The organism is Flavobacterium sp. (assembly GCF_965277525.1).
Lineage (GTDB): Bacteria > Bacteroidota > Bacteroidia > Flavobacteriales > Flavobacteriaceae > Flavobacterium.
The window spans coordinates 265486-284547 of the sequence record NZ_CBDIDC010000006.1; the positions used below are offsets into that span (position 1 = coordinate 265486).

Consider the following 19062-nt stretch of genomic DNA (forward strand, 5'->3'; position numbering starts at 1 on the left):
CTTGTAATAATTATTTGTTTAGATCTGGATTTAAAAACTTAATTCTTCAACTTCCATAAGATCCTCCATCACGGTCGATTTTTTATCTAAATACTCGTAAATAATTCGTTCCAGGTCATACGCTTTTAGATCAATATTCATTGCTTTGGCATAATGAAAAATGGAACTAACGGCAAAAAAGAAATGATTTTTTTCTGTTGGACCACAATGAACACTGATCCACGCTAATGTTTTTTCGCATTCGTCTTCTGAAAAACCATAATCCTTTATCAACCAGGATTTAAATCTTGGCAGAATATATTCCACTTCACCATGCGTATAAATTTCGTGTATCAAAGTGGTCAGTAAAGCAATCATTATGTCTTTATTTCGCAACGAATTTTGGTCTTTCCAGGCTTTAAAATCACAAGCACTTTGATTTAAGTATCGACGTAAAAGCCAATCGTCATCTGTACAAATTGTGGTTGCCATAGTATAAAACAACTGAGAATGTAAAATTCTGCCCACAACTGCTAAATCTTCATCTACAATTCGATTTAAACTTGTGATAGAATGCAATAGTGCTTTCTCATCAGCAATGGGTTGATTTTTATGAACCAGCATTGTGATGCGGTTGCTAATTCCTGCAACGGTCATTGCACTATTATTGGTTTGGCTCCAGCTATGAAAAAAGCGCTGTAGTCTTTCTTTATCTTGTACTTTAGATGTTAGTTGATTAAAACTTTTTTCAATTTTCGAAAATGACTCTTGTTGATTAGGCAAGAATTTTAATAATTGATCCTTTAAATGTGATTCCTCCATTCCTTCAAGAACCGGAAGAATAATCGAGCTTAAATTGGTCATGATTACTTGATTTTAAATTAGTTAATGATTTATTTATATGATTAAGGGGATTTTAAAAAAAACTAATTGAGCGAGAATGCACAAAAAATGCAAAATGGCGTAAACTCGTTACTAATCAAACAACATTTTTACTTTGCTCTTGTCATGGATTGCAATAACCTTTTAGTAAAATGTTGTCTCATTTGTAGAATTAATATTTTGTAGAACGATAGTATTTTATTTTCCTGACTACATCAATATCCTTAAGATCATATTGTTCTAACCAACCGGCTTCATCAAAAAAAATGCAACGGGATTCAGCAATTACTGTAATATTCTTTTTTAAAGAAATCTGATATAGTTTATTTAATAATGCTTCGTATTGAAAATCAAAAAGAGGATTATACAGGTAGAAAACATTCCCGTCAGAAATATCAGCCTTTAAAATATCGTCGGAAATTGCAGTAGCATTTGCAATTCCTTCTTTTTCAATTAAACTGATACAAACTTTATTTCGTTCTTCCAGAATTTCAATTCCTTTAAACCGAGCTTCAGGGTATTTTATAGCTCCGTATAAAATGATGTTTCCATAACCGGATCCTAAATCATAAAATACCGTTTCATTTGTTATTTCGACAGGGTCAAAAAGATCAGATAAAAAACTGGAAGATCCATACCTGTACGAATTAAGGCCGTATTTAATGGTGATTTCCGGCAGGCTTAAAGCTTCTTCAATATTATTTGAATACTGATCAATTTTAGATTGAATTTTTTTAAACTGCTCCATATTATTTCATCATTAATAGTTCTAATTTTTCCAGTGAGCGTTTTGCTTTTTCCAGTTTAACGGCATATTCATCATTTACTTTTTGAATGTCAGCATTACAAAAACTGCAAGTAGTTTCTTCCTCATATACATAATTATCACAGCCATTGCATAATTTAAGTGCTTTGGGTATTCTGGGCACCCGTTCTGTATCATATGAAACCGGAATTGGAGCAGTACTGTTAGGAGATTGTATTTCTACTATTTCTCCTTTTTCGTTCTCAACTATAATCTCAAAAAGTCCAGTATCGAATGATAATCCCGGTGCTTCTTGTATTTTTCTTATTCGTTCCTTTAGACCTTTCTTTTTTAATTCTAAAGCACGATGATGACAGAAAGGATTGTTGCCTCTTTTACCAAACAGCACATGACTGGTCCAGGTACAGCCGGCTAAACAAGAAGATTCATAATAGCAGCCTTTACAGCCTCCCCATAATTCTTCTTTATTTCTATATCTTGAAAAAACCATTTCTTCGCTATATTTCCAGATATCTTCCAGTTGCATGTCTTTTACATTCCCTCCTGTATATTCGCTTGTTGGTAATGACGGACAGCCTTTAATTTTACCATCTGCCTCGATCCCTATTCCTGTATGTCCAGCTGAACACCCTGTATAATATTTCTCATTACCCTGTCTCCAGATATGTTCATAAGGTCCAAAATAACCAATGTTATTTCCTGCCTGTATTAAAACATTATTTGCCAAAGCTTTTCTGTATATTACAATAAGATTGTCGTAAAAATCATTTAATTCGTAAGGCTGCACTATCAATTCTTCTGAGTTATCAACGGCATTTCCCATAGCAACAGCAAGTTGTATTTGCCAGTTTCTCACACCATTTTCAATTAAAACATCCAGAAGTTCATTAAGCTCATTTTTACTCCTTTTAGTAATTACTGTATTTACACTAGAAGGTATATTGTGTTTTTTAAGGAGTTGCAGACAATTAATAACATGCTCAAAAGAATCTCTTCTTCCTCTTATTTTATTATGAGTTTCAGGCATTCCATCAATAGAAACACCAATATTTCTTATCCCTGCTTTTTTTGCATCCGTTATTCGTTCTTCTGTTAAATTGTAGGCACCGGACTGCATTGAACATTCAATTCCGCTTTGATTTATTCTTTCAATAATTTCCAGCCAGTCTTTTCTTAAAAAAGCTTCTCCGCCAATAATGGTAATCTCTCTTGTACCAAGACGTTTAAGACTATCAATAACACCAAAACATTGCTCGGTCGTTAATTCGCCAGGCCTTACTTTTCCAGCTCTGGATCCGCAATGTGAGCATTTCAAATTACAGGCTAAAGTAATTTCCCATACTACATGAACCGGGGTGGCTGTTTTATAATCATCTCTTACTCTGTATCGTATCGAAGTCTTATCCATCTTAATGTGATTTATGGTTTGATAATAGTTAAAAAACGGTTTAAAAAGTAAAACTTAATAAACCGTCTTTTTTCAGATTACTTTTTCAGCTTGTCAATTGCATCTAACAATTCCAGCAACGCTACATGTAAATCTTTTTGTTCTCTAACAGTTTGTTTCGCTTGTTCAGCTACTGCTTTCATTTTTTCTAAATCATTAGAAGCTATCGCTTCTCTGATTCCTGCTGCGTAAAGCATTATTACTCCCATAATATTTTGTTTTTGTTTTAATCCTACTCTTAAGGTTTTTCAGATACACCCTTGTTTTACTGTACAAGTCAGTTTGTTTTTAAGACCTCTCCTTATTTTTTATTCTTTAGAGCTTCTATTGCGTCCAATAATTCTAACAAAGCTGTACCTAAGTCTCCTTGGTCTTTTATTGTTTTCTTCGCTTGTTCTGCAATAGCTTCCATTTTTGTTAAATCGTTTGAGGCTATAGCTTCTCTAATGGCGACGCCATAAGGCATAATTACTCCCATAGTTATTCTCTTTATTGATTATTATTTGTGCTAGTTCAGGATTTATCTCTTTTATAACCCAAATTTTGCTATTCAGGAGACACTCCTTTTTTTAATTTTCAGGGCCAAACTGACGTAAAAAAAGGGCTGGTTCATTTGGACTCAGACAAGTTAAATTACCCAGAGTAACCGTTTTGCCTTCTTTGTTTTTTCCTGTAATTATGATGTTTTTCATCCCCGCTGCTAATTGCCCTACGCGATTACCACCAGTTACTTCAATTCCCATTTCATGAGGAGTACCTGTTCGGGTAGCAATAATATTACCTGAACCATTTTCAATCAGTAGTCTCTCCCCTATTGCCGGTGGCGGAAATAACTGAGTAGCTGTAATATTGGTAAGCGGACCAAGGGTAATATAAGGCGGTATACCTCCTGTGTTAATAGCTGCAGCATCTTCCTTATTAAGGGTTATCGTTCTTCCAAACTCCGGTTGGCTACTTGCATTTGTACAATACATCCACGGCGTATTGAAAGGAGTACCATCTTCTGTTTCTCCTATAGCCACATATCTCTGGTGTATACCCAGTTTAGGCTTTTGAGTCTGTAAATCAAGATCAAGATTGTAGAACACAGACATTAAAAGTGTGCCCACGGCATAGGTTCCACTGGCTCCTTCAATAATAGGAAGAATAACGGGCCCAACGCCTCCACCAGTCCAGTCAATGTAAGGATACACATTTACGTTTTTTACTTTTACAGGTATTGCTTGCATAATAATAAATTTTTATTCCTACTCGTTTGGCTTTTCAGATCCGCCTTCGCTTTTTACTGTGCGAAACAGTTCGTTTTTTTAGTGGGTTCTGCTCCACATATCTGATTTGTTAACTGTATCATTATAAACACGTTAATAATACAATAGGGGTTTATTTTGTATTTCAAAACTATAAGAAATAAAAAGGTACTTTGGACAAAATGGTATAAAATGGAAATTATTGGTTATGAAACAGTTAAAAAATGTCACAGAATATTCTTACACGTAAAATCTGATGAATTTTAACCGCTTATAATATTATATAAACACTTCATATACTAAACTTTCATTTATTATTGAAAGTTTAAAAACTTTTACTTACATTTGTTTCATGGAATTCAAAGAAGCAAAAAATAAGTTTGTACAAACCTGGGGAGCATTAGGTTCTCAATGGGGAATTAATAAAACCATGGCACAGATTCATGCTTTATTAATGGTCTCGAACGAACCTGTTTCTATGGAAGACATCATGGAGGAATTGCAAATTTCCCGCGGAAATACCAGCATGAACCTAAAAGCTTTAATGGATTGGGGAATTGTCTACAAAGAATACAAAGCCGGAGAAAGAAGGGAGTTTTTTACTGCTGAAAAAGATTTAGACGAGTTAGCTGTAAAAATTGCCAGAGAAAGAAGCAAAAGAGAAATTAAACCTGCTCTTAGAATCTTAAAAGAGGTTTCGACAATTGATGCAAAAGATTCTCCAGAAGAAAAACACTTTGTTGATCAGACCTCCAAACTGTATGATTTTGTTTTAAAGGCTGATAATATGCTAGACAAAATGACGGAATTCAATGAAAACTGGTTAGGACGTTTGGTCCTTAAAATTATGAAGTAAATCTCGACCTAAAAAAATTTAAACAAAACTTTCATTTTTTTCTGAAAGTTTAAAAATAAATGACAATTATGAATCTCAACATCATAGGATATTTTATTTATCTCGGCATCACGATTTTCATCATTTTGAAAGTTGGAAAAATATGCTACAAGAACGGAAATGTGTATGTCGCCGAATTGATTCCAAATCATGCAGACATCTGCCAGAAAATTAATCAGGTTTTGCTTTTAGGCTATTATCTTTTAAATATTGGGTATTGTGCAATGACGCTTATTTCCTGGCAAAAAATCAGTTCATCTACACAATTAATTGAAACTATCGGAATAAAAACTTCCATCATAATTTTTATTATTTCACTATTACATTATCTGAATATCATAATTTTAACCAAGTACATTCATAAATTAATTAAATAACATCTTAAATTAAATACCATGGAAACTACAAAAATTTTAATCGGTTACGGAATCTATTTACCAATTGCTTTATTCCTTACTTATTACGTTTCTAAAACACTTTTCAAAAACGGAAAAATATTTATGCTTGACATTTTTAAAGGCCGTGAAGATATTGCACAGGCAACAAATAAACTTTTCGAAACCGGATTTTATCTTTTAAATATTGGTTTTGCTTTAATGATTTTAGAATTACAATTAAGCAACAACAGTTATCAGGAATTAATAGAACGATTAAGTTACAAAATTGGCGAATTTTCTATCTATTTGGGAATAATGCTATTTTTCAATTTATATTTTTTCTTTAGAGGAAAAAGAAAAGCCAAAGAAGGGCAACAAGAAGAAAGATTGGTTTTTAAAGCATAACGTTTCATCATGAAACCCGACAACTTTTAAAAACCTGTCGGGCTTAACACAACTGAATAAAATGAACAAACTTATAATTGCAGCCGGAACCGGTTTTTTAGGACAAGTTCTTATTAATCATTTCAAAGATAAATTTGAAGAAATTGTAATTCTGACCAGAGGAAATTCAAAAATAGTTAACGGAATCAAATATGTAAACTGGAATGCAAAGACTTTTTCCGGCTGGGAAGAGGAACTGGAAAATGCAACGGTTTTAATAAATCTTGCAGGCAAATCTGTTGATTGCCGTTATACCAAAGAAAACAAAAAAGAAATTTTATTATCCAGAATCGAAAGTACAAAAGTTCTAAACAAAGCGGTTTTAAATTGTACAAATCCACCAAAACACTGGCTGAATTCATCAACCTCAACTATTTATCGATTTTCATTAGATAAAAAAATGGATGAGGTTGATGGCGAAATTGGAAATGATTTTTCTATAAATGTTGCTTTGTCCTGGGAAAAAGCATTCTTTAAAACCGAAACTCCAAATACCTTAAAAACGGCTTTACGAACTTCGATTGTTTTAGGAAAAAATGGCGGCGCTTTTATTCCGTTGAAGACTTTGGCAAAAATTGGTTTTGGAGGAAAACAAGGAAAAGGAAATCAGTTTATAAGCTGGATTCACGAAGAAGATTTTGTGAATGCAGTCGATTTTATAATTCGAAAAGAAATTTCCGGAATTATAAATGTTGTTTCACCGGAACCAATTCGCAATGCTGATTTTATGACAAAACTTAGAAAAGCTGTTGGTTTTCCTTTCGGAATTCCGATGAACAAATTTTTACTTGAAATTGGATCTTTCTTTATCCGGACAGAAACTGAATTGGTTTTGAAAAGCAGAAATGTGATTCCGAAAAGACTTTTGGAGAATGGATTTGAATTTAAGTTTGCAAATATTGATAATGCTTTCCGTGATCTTTTAACCTAAAATCTTTGTCAAAGTTTTAAACTTTGACAAAGATAACGCACACTAATCATGACAACAAAAATAAAAGCACCCAAACAAATCGTTTTTGATGCATCCAGAAACATAGACATTCACCAACAATCAGCCAGTAAAACAAGTGAAGTGGCAATTGCCGGGATAACATCAGGCTTAATCAATTTAAACGAAACGGTAACCTGGCGAGGCCAACACTTTGGCTTTTATCTTACTCATAAAAGCCGAATCACTGCCATGAATTTCTACGATTATTTTGTGGATGAAATGGAAGAAGGAAAATTCAAATCTTATAGACACGAACATTTTTTTAAAGAAGAAAACAGAATTACGATTATGGAAGATAAAATGCAATACGAAACTCCGTTTGGGATATTAGGAAAAATGTTTGATATTTTATTTTTGAAAAAGCACTTAATAAAATTCCTTTTGGAAAGAAATAAGGTTTTAAAAGAGGTATCAATCACTATCGCAATGTCCTGATTTGGGCTCTCTACTTAATAAAATCAACTTTGAATTGTGGATCCCAATAATAATACCCGTATAATTCATGACTTTCGCCATTATTACTAAGAACATAAAGTGCCAAATATATAAAAACATTTTCTGTTCCTTCGCTTTTTATTTTAGCATTATAATTGGCAAAATATTGTCTTTTAAATAATGGCGGTAGAGGACGATATGTATCAATATTAAACTGTACAGCATTAGTATAGCTAAAATCCCATTGAAATGGAGTAAAGATTGTATTTCCATTTCCATGTTCAATTTTGTATACAATTACTGCGAAATCATCATTATTTTGATGAATTGTAGTAGTCCTTAAATAAAAAATATCTCCTAGTTTTGCTTTTATACCTAAATCTGCCGTTCCCTGACCCAAAACGATTTCTCTTGGATTATGGCTTATCAAATAATGGTTATTATGATCTATTTTTTGAGCATTATTAGGATCCGTATTTCGAGGATAATTTTTCTTAATATATTCAGCATTTATTACAATAAGAACATCGATAGTTTCAGAACTAGCTTTTACTTTTTGATTCATGATATATGTATTTTTTATATATCAAAACTAGATTAAACACACACACTTCTTAAAAGAAATGGCATAAACACCAAATTTCATGTCATAACACGAAGAAACCAAGTCGTGAAAAATTTAGAGAAAAAAAATAAGTTTTTGAAACAAGTTTCAGAAACTGAATTACTTTAGTTTTAAATACTTAATCATGATCCTGATCATCAAAAATAATAACTTCATCTCATGCATCCTCGCTTCCTTTTCTATAAAACATTCTGTACATTAAAAAGATCGAAAAATATTCAAAAGAAATAATTAGTGAGAAAATTTATCTATTTTAGAGATTTCTATTAATCTTCTTAAAAAAATAAACTTATGACAATAAAGACTAAAATTTTATCGATAGCATTTTTCGCCATCTCTTTTATTGGTTTTTCGCAAAGCAATTGTACTACTTTAAAAGGCTGCGAAAGAAAATTATGCGAATTAAACATCAAACTAACTGCAGCGAAAAAAGCCGGTAATCAAAATCAAATCAAAGGTGTTGAAGATGCAATAACTAAAACCAAAAAAAACTGTACGACAAGAACAGTACAAAATGACCTCGATAAAAAAGTAAAAGAAAAACAACAAAAGGTTAAGGAGAAAACCGATGATCTAAACAAAGCCATCAAAGAAAACGAAAGCAAAGAAAAAATCGCCAAGAAAAGAAAAAAACTGGATGAAGCAAAAGCTGATTTGAGTAAAGCTTTGGCAGAGCAAAAAACGAAATAATTATTTAATTTTTTTGTTCTTGTTGATTTTAGATTGAAAAGGGATTTTCTCATTTTACGGCTTGCGTGAGGGATTGAGGCGGTATCCTTTTATGAAGTGCTAACGAAATAAAAGATATAGCCGAAAGCCCGACCCGCAGGGACACGCCCAAAACATGAAAAATGATATTTTCTAAAATAAATCATTAGAACTTATTATACCTGTATTTCGCTTATTTAAAAAACACAATCATCAGCCACCAAAAAACCGGCACACTTTCGACCCAGAAAGAGGTATAATATTTAGATCGGTTTGGGTTTGCAAACAAGATAAACAGCATCAGCATGACTACCATGATAAGATTTATCAGAAGATCATGAAAACTGAATGTCAATATCCCAACAATCCAAAACGGAACTAAAAGTGAAAACCCCAGAATTTTAGTTCTCTTTACCCCTATGTTCTGCGGAACCGTTTTTAAATGCGGATCATCGTTGGCCAAATCTAAAATTTCGAAAACTAGAATCAATACAAAAACCAACACAAAACGCTGAATACATTTTATATAAAAGTTACCCGTAAAGGGAATTTCAGCATTGATATAAGGCAGAATCAAAGTCGCTCCAACCCAGCAAAGCGCTACGATATAAATTTTTACACCTGCCCAATTTCTGGCATTTTTTCGATTAGGAAAAAAAGGTAAAGTATAAAGTGCCGTGATCACAAAAATTATAACGGAAACAATTTGGGTAATGCGTTTTAAATGAAAAAAATAATAACCAACTAAAACGAGTGAAACGAAGCTCAAAACAGCGATAATTTTCAATTGATTTCCTATTGGTTTTTTCTTGACACGAACCAAAGCATCATATTTAACAAAATTATACCCTACAATTGTTCCAAAAAAAACGAACAAAGCCATTGGTTCATCGTACTGAATATGAAACACATAAAACGTAATACGAACCAAAGCATAACAGGATAAAGCCACATGAATACTGCTATTCAGGTAAAAATCGAATATCTGTTTTACTTGTTTCATTTATTAAATCTAATCAATTATTAACAAATCAACTCTTTAGTTGTAAATTTCATAAAAATTGAAGTTAAAAATACCTATTAAATTATTAATAATACTTAATTTTGCGCCACAAAAAAACAACACATTTACTATAAAATGTAATAAACGTTGTGTTACACTTGATTAAGTCAAAGAACATCGTGAATTACATTGCCTTTAAAAATTAGATAGCTACAAATGAGAACAGATGCTTTTGCTTTAAGACACATTGGCCCAAGAGAAACAGATCTTCAACACATGTTACAAACCATTGGAGTTGAATCGATCGAACAACTTGTTTACGAAACCCTTCCGGATGACATTCGTTTAAAAGCACCTTTAAACTTAGATCCAGCTATGACAGAATATGAGTTTTCAAACCATATTCAACAATTAGGGAATAAAAATAAAATTTTCAAAACCTACATTGGTTTAGGTTACAATCAGGCAATTGTTCCTGCAGTAATCCAACGTAACGTTTTCGAAAATCCGGGATGGTATACAGCATATACGCCTTACCAGGCCGAAATTGCTCAAGGTCGTCTTGAAGCAATTTTGAATTTCCAAACAACTGTAATTGAACTTACAGGAATGGAAATTGCAAATGCATCTTTACTTGATGAAGGAACAGCTGCGGCAGAAGCTATGGCTTTGTTGTTAGACGTTCGTTCTCGTGATCAAAAGAAAAACAACGTAAATAAATTTTTCGTTTCAGAAGAAATTCTTCCTCAGACACTTTCGGTTTTACAAACTCGTGCAACACCAATTGGCGTTGAATTAGTAATTGGAAACCACGAAACTTTTGATTTCTCTACTGAATTCTTCGGAGCTATTTTACAATACCCGGGGAAATACGGACAAGTTTACGATTATACAGCTTTTATCGAAAAAGCAGCTGCAAGCGAAATTAAAGTTGCCGTTGCTGCTGACATTTTGAGCTTAGCAAAATTAACGCCTCCGGGAGAAATGGGAGCTGCAGTTGTAGTAGGAACAACACAACGTTTCGGAATCCCGTTAGGTTACGGAGGTCCACACGCTGCTTACTTTGCAACAAAAGACGAATACAAACGAAGCATGCCTGGACGTATTATTGGGGTAACTGTTGACACCAACGGAAACCGTGCTTTACGTATGGCATTACAAACTCGTGAACAACATATCAAACGTGATAAAGCTACTTCAAACATTTGTACCGCTCAGGTTTTATTATCTGTAATGGCCGGAATGTATGCCGTATATCACGGTCCAAAAGGTTTACAATATATCGCAAACAAAGTACATGCTGCGGCGGCAACTTTAACAAACGAATTGAAAACTTTAGGGATTGAGCAATTAAACTCCGCTTTCTTTGACACTATTTTAGTGAAAGCTGATGCTAAAAAAGTAAAAGCAGTTGCAGAAGCAAACGAAGTAAACTTTTACTATGTTGATGAAAACACGATCTCAATTTCGTTAAACGAAACTACAAGTGTTTCTGATGTAAACGATATCATCACTATTTTTGCTGAAGCGCTTTCGTTACAGCCTACTACAGTTGCTGATTTAACAGAAACCAATCATTATCCGGAAACGTTAAACAGAACTTCTGCTTTCTTAACGCATGATGTTTTCAACAAATACCATTCTGAGACGGCCTTAATGCGTTACATCAAAATGTTGGAGCGTAAAGATTTGGCATTGAACCACTCGATGATTTCATTAGGTTCTTGTACGATGAAATTGAACGCTGCTGCAGAAATGCTTCCGTTAAGTAATCCAAACTGGAATAACATTCACCCTTTTGCTCCGCTTGATCAGGCACAAGGATATCAGGAAATGTTGAAAAAATTAGAGCAACAATTAAATGTAATTACAGGTTTTGCCGGAACGACTTTGCAACCTAACTCAGGTGCACAAGGAGAATACGCCGGGCTTATGGTAATTCGTGCGTACCACCAATCTCGTGGGGACGATCACAGAAATATTGCTTTGATTCCTTCATCAGCCCACGGAACAAATCCAGCTTCTGCTGCAATGGCCGGAATGAAAGTGGTGGTTACTAAAACTTTAGAAAACGGAAATATCGACGTTGAAGATTTACGCGAAAAAGCAATTTTACACAAAGACAATTTATCATGTCTGATGGTAACATATCCATCTACTCATGGTGTTTTTGAAAGTGCTATTCAGGAAATTACACAATTGATCCACGAAAATGGTGGACAAGTATATATGGACGGTGCAAACATGAACGCTCAGGTTGGATTAACAAATCCTGCTACAATCGGTGCTGACGTTTGTCACTTAAACTTACACAAAACATTTGCAATTCCTCACGGTGGTGGAGGTCCGGGTGTTGGCCCAATTTGTGTGGCGCCGCAATTGGTTCCTTTCTTACCAGGAAATCCGGTAATTCCAACAGGAGGAGAAACTGCAATTACAGCTATTTCTGCTGCTCCTTGGGGATCTGCATTAGTATGTTTGATTTCTTACGGATACATTTCGATGCTAGGTGCTGAAGGTTTAAAAAGCGCTACAGAGCATGCAATCCTGAATGCCAACTACATTAAAGAAAAGTTAACCGGACATTACGATACTTTATATTCCGGAGAAATGGGCCGTGCCGCTCACGAAATGATCTTAGAATGTCGTCCTTTCAAACAAAAAGGAATCGAAGTAACAGATATCGCAAAACGTCTAATGGATTATGGTTTCCATGCCCCAACAGTTTCTTTCCCGGTTGCAGGAACTTTAATGATCGAACCAACTGAAAGTGAAAACTTAGAAGAACTAGATCGTTTTTGTGAGGCTATGATTTCGATCCGAAAAGAAATTGAAGCTGCAACAATCGAAGACAGCAACAACGTATTGAAAAATTCTCCTCACACTTTAGCCATGCTGACAACTGAGACCTGGAATTTTCCTTACACCAGAGAACAAGCTGCTTTCCCGTTAGACTATATTGCTGAGAACAAATTCTGGCCTTCAGTTCGAAGAGCTGATGATGCTTTTGGAGACAGAAACTTAATTTGTAGTTGTGCTCCTATCGAAGCTTATATGGAAAACTAAAAATAAGTTTTACAATTACATCAATACCCCGATCCGAAATTCCGGAACCGGGGTATTTTTTTTCCTCAGATTAAAAATATTTTTATATTTTTTTTCGTTTAAAAAGCAAAAAAAAATGAATCTGTGATATCTGTAACATTTTTTTAACCTTACATTTTGTTAATCTTCTTTTGCCCTTAGTTAAACAAAAAAACTTCTTGAATCTTTAAGAAAAAAATCCGTCTGAGAAATCATTTCAAACGTTTGAAATCTCGGTTAAACCCAAATTTCATTAAAAAATTAACAATAAATCCAATAAATAATTATTATTTCATAATTATATGCATGCATAGTATTTTTTATGATAGTTATCATAAATTTATTTATAATTTAGCCATAAATTTATCGGATAATAAAGGACTAATGAAAATAAAAATAATAGGCATAGGAAGTTATATTCCAAATAAAGAAGTAAGCAATACTGACTTCGGTGATCATGTTTTTTTGAATGAAGACGGAACTCCTTTTGCTTACCCTAACGAAGTTGTAATTAAAAAATTCAAAGGCATTACCGGAATCGAAAATCGTCGTTATGCCGAAGATCAACATACCTCATCTGATTTAGCTTTTTTTGCTGCTGAAAGAGCACTTGCAAACGCTAATATCGATCGTGAAACTTTAGATTATATTATTTTCGCCCATAATTTTGGCGATGTAAAATCCGGAACAAATCAAACGGATATTTTACCAAGTTTAGCAACGCGCGTAAAAAACAAATTAGACATCAAAAACCCAAAATGTGTGGCTTACGATATCCTTTTTGGATGTCCGGGCTGGATCGAAGGGGTTTTGCAGGCCAATGCTTTTATTAAATCAGGCATGGCAAAACGCGTTTTGGTAATTGGAGCTGAAACTTTATCAAGAGTAGTTGATGATCATGATCGCGATTCTATGATTTATTCTGATGGTGCCGGAGCTTCAATTTTAGAAGCTTCAGATGATGAATCAGGTTTGTTATCTTACGAAAGTGCCACTTTTGCGAATGAAGAAGCCAATTATTTATACTTTGGAAAATCATACAATCCTGACTTAGATCCGGACATCAAATACATCAAAATGTATGGTCGCAAAATTTACGAATTTGCCTTAAGCCAGGTTCCTTGTGCGATGAAAAGCTGCCTGGACAAAAGCGGAATTGCAATTGATGACGTGAAGAAAATCCTGATTCACCAGGCCAATGAAAAAATGGATGAAGCCATTATCGATCGTTTCTATAAATTATATGATAAAACTGCACCAAAAGATATTATGCCAATGAGTATTCATGATTTAGGAAACAGCAGCGTTGCCACCGTTCCTACTCTTTTTGATCTTTTGCTACAAGGAAAAATAGAAAATCATCAAATCAACAAAGGCGATGTTGTTATTTTTGCTTCTGTTGGAGCAGGAATGAATGTAAATGCATTTGTATATAGATATTAATTTATAGTATTCAGTGTTCAGTTTTTAGTATTCAGTCGTATTTACGCAGAATTTAATCTCCGTCTAAAAAGTAGTAACTAATTGTACCAACTAAAATCTGAACACTGTAAATCTAATAACTACACTATTCACTAAAAACTGAACACTGAATACTTTTTTAGTATATTTGCGACCTAATTATAAAATCAAGAACGAGAGATTGTTTCGTTCCTCGCAACGACTATGTACGAAAAAACGTTTCCGAATAAAAGATTCAAACTTACTTTAGAGTTTTTACAAAAACACGTTAATACATCAGAAACTATTTTTGATTTTGGCGTACCAAATCCATTCTCTAAAATAATGGAAGAAAATGGCTATACCGTAAAAAATACAAAAGGCGAAGATTTAGACAACGATCAAACGGCTTTACAAACGGAACAATATACTGTTTTTACTGCATTTGAAATTTTCGAACACTTACTAAATCCTTACACCATTTTACAAAACGTAAAATGTGATAAATTGCTAATTTCAATTCCTTTACGTTTATGGTTTTCACCGGCATATCGATCGAAAACTGACATGTGGGACAGACATTATCACGAATTCGAAGATTGGCAATTAGACTGGCTTTTAGAAAAAACAGGCTGGAAAATTACGGACCGCCAAAAATTTACACATCCTGTAAAAAAGTTTGGATTCAGACCCTTATTAAGATATTTCACACCAAGATATTATATTGTTGTGGCAGAGAAAAGCCCCCTAACCCCCAAGGGGGAATAAAATAGTTTCCGAACAAATTTTACAAAATGAAGAATTCAGACTCACAAAATTCATCAAGCTCCCCCTTCGGGGGTTGGGGGGCTTACTACATTGTTATTCCCGCGCACAACGAACAGGATTTAATTGGCCTGACTTTGCAATCTCTGGTTTCGCAAACTGTCGTGCCATCAAAAGTGGTGGTTGTAAACGACAATTCGACTGATAAAACAGAAGAAGTGGTATTGGGGTTTGCAAAGGAAAATCCTTTTATTTCTGTTGTAAACAAAACTTCAGATTCGATTCATATGCCCGGAAGCAAAGTAATTCAGGCCTTTCAGAAAGGTTTTGAAACTTTAGATGGTGATTATGACATCATTGTAAAGATAGATGGCGATTTAATTTTTCCTGCCAATTATTTTGAAACTATCATTAAACATTTTGAATCTGATCCCAAAATTGGAATGGTTGGAGGATTTTGTTACATCGAAAAAAATGGTGATTGGGTTTTAGAAAACCTAACCGATAAAGATCATATTCGCGGAGCACTGAAAGCTTACCGAAAGGACACTTATCAACAAATTGGAGGACTAAAACCGGCTATGGGCTGGGACACAGTAGACGAGTTACTGTGTAAATACTACGATTGGAAAATAGTAACAGACCCTTCTTTACACGTAAAACACCTTAAACCAACAGGCGCAAACTACAACAAAACAGCACGTTATAAACAAGGAGAAGCCTTCTATACGCTGGGTTATGGTTTTTGGATTACCGCAATAGCATCGGCAAAACTGGCGATGATGAAGAAAAAACCATTTTTATTTTTGGACTACATAAGAGGTTTCTGGAAAGCTAAAAAAGCCAAAACTCCCTTACTAGTTACACCCGAACAGGCTAAATTTATTAGAAATTATCGTTTTAAGAAAATGAAACAAAAGTTAATTTGATTCGGAAAACTACCGAAAATCCTTAACCCATACCCCAAAACTCATAACTTCTTTTTACCTTAGCCAATATTTGTAAAACTATGATGCTAATTCGTTATTTATCCCAAATAGGGAAATATTTTTTAATGCTGAAAGAAATTTTCAATAAACAGACCAAATGGCCTGTCATGAAAAAATTGATTTTCAAAGAAATCGACGATTTAATAATTGATTCTCTTGGCATCGTTTGCTTTATCTCTTTTTTCATCGGAGGGGTTGTAGCCATTCAAACCGCACTAAATTTGACTAATCCACTAATTCCAAAATATTTAATTGGTTTTGCTACACGTCAATCAGTAATATTGGAGTTTGCCCCTACTTTTATTTCGGTGATTATGGCCGGAAAAATGGGATCTTACATTACTTCCAGTATTGGAACAATGCGTGTTACAGAACAAATTGACGCCTTAGAAGTTATGGGTGTTAATTCGTTAAACTATCTTGTTTTCCCTAAAATAGCAGCTTTACTAATGTATCCTTTTGTAATCGGAATTAGTATGTTTTTAGGTGTTTTTGGTGGATGGCTTGCTTGTGCATACGGAGGATTTTCGACTAGTGAAGATTTTATTCAGGGTGCTCAAATGGAATTTATTCCTTTTCACATTACTTATGCCTTTATTAAAACTTTAATTTTCGCCATGTTATTAGCGACAATTCCGTCATTTCACGGATACTATATGAAAGGTGGGGCACTAGAAGTAGGTAAAGCAAGTACAGTTTCTTTTGTATGGACATCCGTTTGTATTATTCTTTTTAATTATATACTAACTCAATTATTATTAGGATAATGATAGAAGTAAAAAACATAGAAAAATCATTTGGCGACAGTAAGGTTTTAAAAGGCGTTTCGACGGTTTTTGAAACTGGAAAAACCAACCTGATTATTGGACAGAGTGGATCCGGAAAAACCGTTTTATTAAAAACTTTGCTAGGAATTCACACCCCGGATTCAGGAACAATTGAATTTGACGGGCGTGTCTATTCTGAGTTAAATCCAGACGAAAAAAGAGCATTACGAACAGAAATTGGAATGGTTTTTCAGGGAAGTGCCTTATTTGACTCAATGACTGTTGAAGAAAATGTCGCTTTTCCATTAAAAATGTTCACAAACGATAATAAAGCTAAAATCAAAGAACGTGTTGATTTTGTTTTAGAAAGAGTAAATCTGATTGATGCACACAAGAAATTACCCTCTGAAATTTCAGGAGGTATGCAAAAACGTGTGGCTATCGCCCGTGCGATTGTAAATAATCCAAAATATTTATTTTGTGATGAACCTAACTCAGGTTTAGACCCAAACACCTCAACTTTGATCGATAATCTGATTAAAGAAATTACGGAAGAATACAATATAACAACTGTAATCAATACGCACGATATGAACTCGGTGATGGAAATTGGTGAAAATATTGTTTTCTTAAAAAAAGGAGTAAAAGCGTGGCAGGGAACTAAAGAGGAGATTTTCAGAACTGATAATAAAGATATTGTAAAATTTGTTTATTCTTCAAATCTGTTTAAAAAAGTAAGAGAAGCTTATTTAAAAGGTTAAAGGTTTTATTCAGGTTCCAAAATAAAAAATCCAAATTCTAATGCACATCAGTATTGGAATTTGGATTTTTTTATTTGTGATTTAATCTATCAGCTCTACTTCAGCATTAGGATTAAAAAGGTATGTTCTTCCTGAACTGATTTCGATACATTCAAAACGTTTCGTCCTTACCGCTAGTTTCTTGAATATTTTACCGTTTTTAATTCTAAAGACACTTCCGTACGGAATTTCAAAAACATAGTTTTTATCGCTTCCCACATCGTATTGCTTTAAGGCCAGAGACAAAGTAGTATCTGTGTCGCTACTTGCAGATGGATTTTTAAAATGTCTCGCTAATAAAGGCAATAAACCACCGGGAAAGATCTCCGGACGTATAAAAGGAATCATCATACGCTGAAAAGTGTGCTTCCACTCATTTCCATGAGGTTTTATGTTTCGTCCAAATTTTTCGAACGCTACTAAATGCGAAATCTCATGAATCAGTGTAATCAAAAAACGATATTTGTTTAAACTCGAATTTACCGTAATCTCATGTTTACCGCTTGGTCCCCTCCTATAATCTCCATGACGCGTCTGACGTTCGTTTACGATCTTAAGATGAACCTGATTGGCAACAATCAAATCAAAGACAGGCTTTACAGCATGTTCGGGTATGTATCTTGCTAGGGTTTCGTTCAATTTTTTTACGTTAAAAGTTATATGTCACAAGTTAAAGGTTTACTATCGAGATTGGAATATTGCAAATTGAACTAAGGATTAGTGGAAGAAACTTCCAAAACTTTCCCGTTAAAGTACTTATTTCCATTAAGCGTAAAATCATAAATATAAGTAGCCATTCCTTCTGCTGAAATGGGTGCCTGATATCCTGGAAAAGCTTCCTGCAGCATTTCTGTCTGAACAGATCCCAAAGCTAAAACATTAAAAGAAATCCCTTGCTCTTTGTATTCTTCTGCTAACAATTCGCTTAAAGTGATTACAGCGCCTTTGCTTGAACTATAAACGGCTAATCCCGGGAATTTAAGACTTCCCCTTACGCCTCCAATTGAACTAATTGTAACGACATGACTTCCTCTTTGAAGATACGGTATACAAATTCTCGTAAGATTTGCCACTGCAAAAACATTCACTTTATAAATACTTTCAAAATCAGCCTGAGTGGTTTCGGCAAAAGGTTTTAATAACAAAGCCCCTGCATTATGAACGACTGCATCTACTTTTTTCCAGGACGAAGAAAGAAAACTTTCTACTTCCTGCAAAGCAGTTTCGTCTGACAAATCAACTGAAAGACACGTAATATTTTGATGTTCTAAAAGCGTTTGAGGTATTTTTCTGGAAATGGCTAAAACCTGATTTCCGGCATTAGCAAATTGTAATGCTAATTCGTAACCAATTCCTCTACTGGTCCCGGTAACAATAATATTTTTCATAAAACAAAAATAAGCAAATCAGATAAAAGG

Annotated in this window: 22 protein-coding genes; 12 read left to right on the top strand and 10 right to left on the bottom strand. The window is 34.1% G+C overall.

Annotation, left to right across the window (positions count from 1 at the left end):
• Positions 1 to 30: 30 nt before the first annotated feature.
• The 6 genes from ACQY44_RS16530 to ACQY44_RS16555 form a co-directional block, all read right to left on the bottom strand.
• Positions 31 to 843 carry a hypothetical protein gene (locus ACQY44_RS16530; protein WP_428231406.1) on the bottom strand — a complete coding sequence of 271 codons (813 nt, stop codon included), beginning with the start codon at positions 841 to 843 and terminating at the stop codon, positions 31 to 33.
• Positions 844 to 1033: 190 nt separating this feature from the next.
• Positions 1034 to 1609 (bottom strand): hypothetical protein, encoded by a 576-nt coding sequence (locus ACQY44_RS16535; RefSeq protein WP_428231407.1) that lies wholly within the window; start codon positions 1607 to 1609, stop codon positions 1034 to 1036.
• 1 nt (position 1610) lies between these two features.
• A complete protein-coding gene (locus ACQY44_RS16540) occupies positions 1611 to 3035 on the bottom strand; it encodes a radical SAM protein (RefSeq protein ID WP_428231408.1) in 1425 nt (474 codons plus the stop codon).
• Positions 3036 to 3112: 77 nt separating this feature from the next.
• A complete protein-coding gene (locus ACQY44_RS16545; protein ID WP_428231409.1) occupies positions 3113 to 3283 on the bottom strand; it encodes a DUF1843 domain-containing protein in 171 nt (56 codons plus the stop codon).
• A gap of 92 nt (positions 3284 to 3375) precedes the next feature.
• Positions 3376 to 3552, bottom strand: coding sequence for a DUF1843 domain-containing protein (locus ACQY44_RS16550; protein WP_428231410.1), 177 nt, complete (start codon positions 3550 to 3552; stop codon positions 3376 to 3378).
• A 91-nt stretch (positions 3553 to 3643) separates the two neighbouring features.
• Positions 3644 to 4303: a hypothetical protein gene (locus tag ACQY44_RS16555; RefSeq protein ID WP_428231411.1), complete on the bottom strand. Its 660-nt coding sequence runs from the start codon at positions 4301 to 4303 to the stop codon at positions 3644 to 3646.
• A gap of 370 nt (positions 4304 to 4673) precedes the next feature.
• On the opposite strand from ACQY44_RS16555, the gene ACQY44_RS16560 reads away from it, so the two are divergent.
• From ACQY44_RS16560 to ACQY44_RS16580, 5 genes are all read left to right on the top strand, one after another.
• Positions 4674 to 5177, top strand: coding sequence for a GbsR/MarR family transcriptional regulator (locus tag ACQY44_RS16560; RefSeq protein ID WP_428231412.1), 504 nt, complete (start codon positions 4674 to 4676; stop codon positions 5175 to 5177).
• A 68-nt stretch (positions 5178 to 5245) separates the two neighbouring features.
• Positions 5246 to 5593 carry a hypothetical protein gene (locus tag ACQY44_RS16565; RefSeq protein WP_428231413.1) on the top strand — a complete coding sequence of 116 codons (348 nt, stop codon included), beginning with the start codon at positions 5246 to 5248 and terminating at the stop codon, positions 5591 to 5593.
• An 18-nt stretch (positions 5594 to 5611) separates the two neighbouring features.
• Complete coding sequence (locus tag ACQY44_RS16570; protein ID WP_428231414.1) at positions 5612 to 5998, top strand: hypothetical protein; 387 nt, start codon at positions 5612 to 5614, stop codon at positions 5996 to 5998.
• A gap of 61 nt (positions 5999 to 6059) precedes the next feature.
• On the top strand, positions 6060 to 6968 hold the full coding sequence (locus ACQY44_RS16575) for a TIGR01777 family oxidoreductase (RefSeq protein WP_428231415.1): 909 nt from the start codon (positions 6060 to 6062) through the stop codon (positions 6966 to 6968).
• Positions 6969 to 7016: 48 nt separating this feature from the next.
• Complete coding sequence (locus tag ACQY44_RS16580; RefSeq protein ID WP_428231416.1) at positions 7017 to 7463, top strand: SRPBCC family protein; 447 nt, start codon at positions 7017 to 7019, stop codon at positions 7461 to 7463.
• Between the two features lie 10 nt (positions 7464 to 7473).
• Here the strand turns inward: ACQY44_RS16580 and ACQY44_RS16585 are convergent, their stop codons facing one another.
• Positions 7474 to 8028 (bottom strand): AidA/PixA family protein, encoded by a 555-nt coding sequence (locus ACQY44_RS16585; RefSeq protein WP_428231417.1) that lies wholly within the window; start codon positions 8026 to 8028, stop codon positions 7474 to 7476.
• A 351-nt stretch (positions 8029 to 8379) separates the two neighbouring features.
• Here ACQY44_RS16585 and ACQY44_RS16590 point away from each other — a divergent pair, with 351 nt between their 5' ends.
• Positions 8380 to 8778, top strand: coding sequence for a DUF1090 family protein (locus tag ACQY44_RS16590; protein WP_428231418.1), 399 nt, complete (start codon positions 8380 to 8382; stop codon positions 8776 to 8778).
• A gap of 211 nt (positions 8779 to 8989) precedes the next feature.
• On the opposite strand, the gene ACQY44_RS16595 is transcribed toward ACQY44_RS16590, so the two are convergent.
• Positions 8990 to 9799, bottom strand: coding sequence for a hypothetical protein (locus ACQY44_RS16595; protein ID WP_428231419.1), 810 nt, complete (start codon positions 9797 to 9799; stop codon positions 8990 to 8992).
• A 216-nt stretch (positions 9800 to 10015) separates the two neighbouring features.
• Here ACQY44_RS16595 and gcvP point away from each other — a divergent pair, with 216 nt between their 5' ends.
• The 6 genes from gcvP to ACQY44_RS16625 all read left to right on the top strand — a co-directional run bounded on the left by gcvP (position 10016) and on the right by ACQY44_RS16625 (position 17605).
• Entirely contained in the window at positions 10016 to 12865 is a 2850-nt protein-coding gene (gene gcvP, locus ACQY44_RS16600; protein ID WP_428231420.1) for an aminomethyl-transferring glycine dehydrogenase, read from the top strand.
• Between the two features lie 402 nt (positions 12866 to 13267).
• The gene (locus ACQY44_RS16605; protein WP_428231421.1) at positions 13268 to 14326 is read left to right on the top strand and encodes a 3-oxoacyl-ACP synthase III family protein; all 1059 of its coding nucleotides are present in this window, start codon (positions 13268 to 13270) and stop codon (positions 14324 to 14326) included.
• A 222-nt stretch (positions 14327 to 14548) separates the two neighbouring features.
• A complete protein-coding gene (locus ACQY44_RS16610; protein ID WP_428231422.1) occupies positions 14549 to 15091 on the top strand; it encodes a methyltransferase in 543 nt (180 codons plus the stop codon).
• Between the two features lie 26 nt (positions 15092 to 15117).
• Entirely contained in the window at positions 15118 to 16017 is a 900-nt protein-coding gene (locus ACQY44_RS16615) for a glycosyltransferase (protein ID WP_428231423.1), read from the top strand.
• A gap of 80 nt (positions 16018 to 16097) precedes the next feature.
• Positions 16098 to 16844: an MlaE family ABC transporter permease gene (locus tag ACQY44_RS16620; RefSeq protein WP_428231424.1), complete on the top strand. Its 747-nt coding sequence runs from the start codon at positions 16098 to 16100 to the stop codon at positions 16842 to 16844.
• Positions 16844 to 17605 carry an ABC transporter ATP-binding protein gene (locus ACQY44_RS16625; protein ID WP_428231425.1) on the top strand — a complete coding sequence of 254 codons (762 nt, stop codon included), beginning with the start codon at positions 16844 to 16846 and terminating at the stop codon, positions 17603 to 17605. Before ACQY44_RS16620 ends, ACQY44_RS16625 begins: the two co-directional genes overlap by 1 nt.
• Positions 17606 to 17686: 81 nt before the next feature.
• Here the strand turns inward: ACQY44_RS16625 and ACQY44_RS16630 are convergent, their stop codons facing one another.
• Both ACQY44_RS16630 and ACQY44_RS16635 read right to left on the bottom strand, forming a co-directional pair.
• Complete coding sequence (locus ACQY44_RS16630; RefSeq protein ID WP_428231426.1) at positions 17687 to 18283, bottom strand: SprT-like domain-containing protein; 597 nt, start codon at positions 18281 to 18283, stop codon at positions 17687 to 17689.
• Positions 18284 to 18354: 71 nt separating this feature from the next.
• Entirely contained in the window at positions 18355 to 19032 is a 678-nt protein-coding gene (locus tag ACQY44_RS16635; RefSeq protein WP_428231427.1) for an SDR family NAD(P)-dependent oxidoreductase, read from the bottom strand.
• Positions 19033 to 19062: the final 30 nt, after the last annotated feature.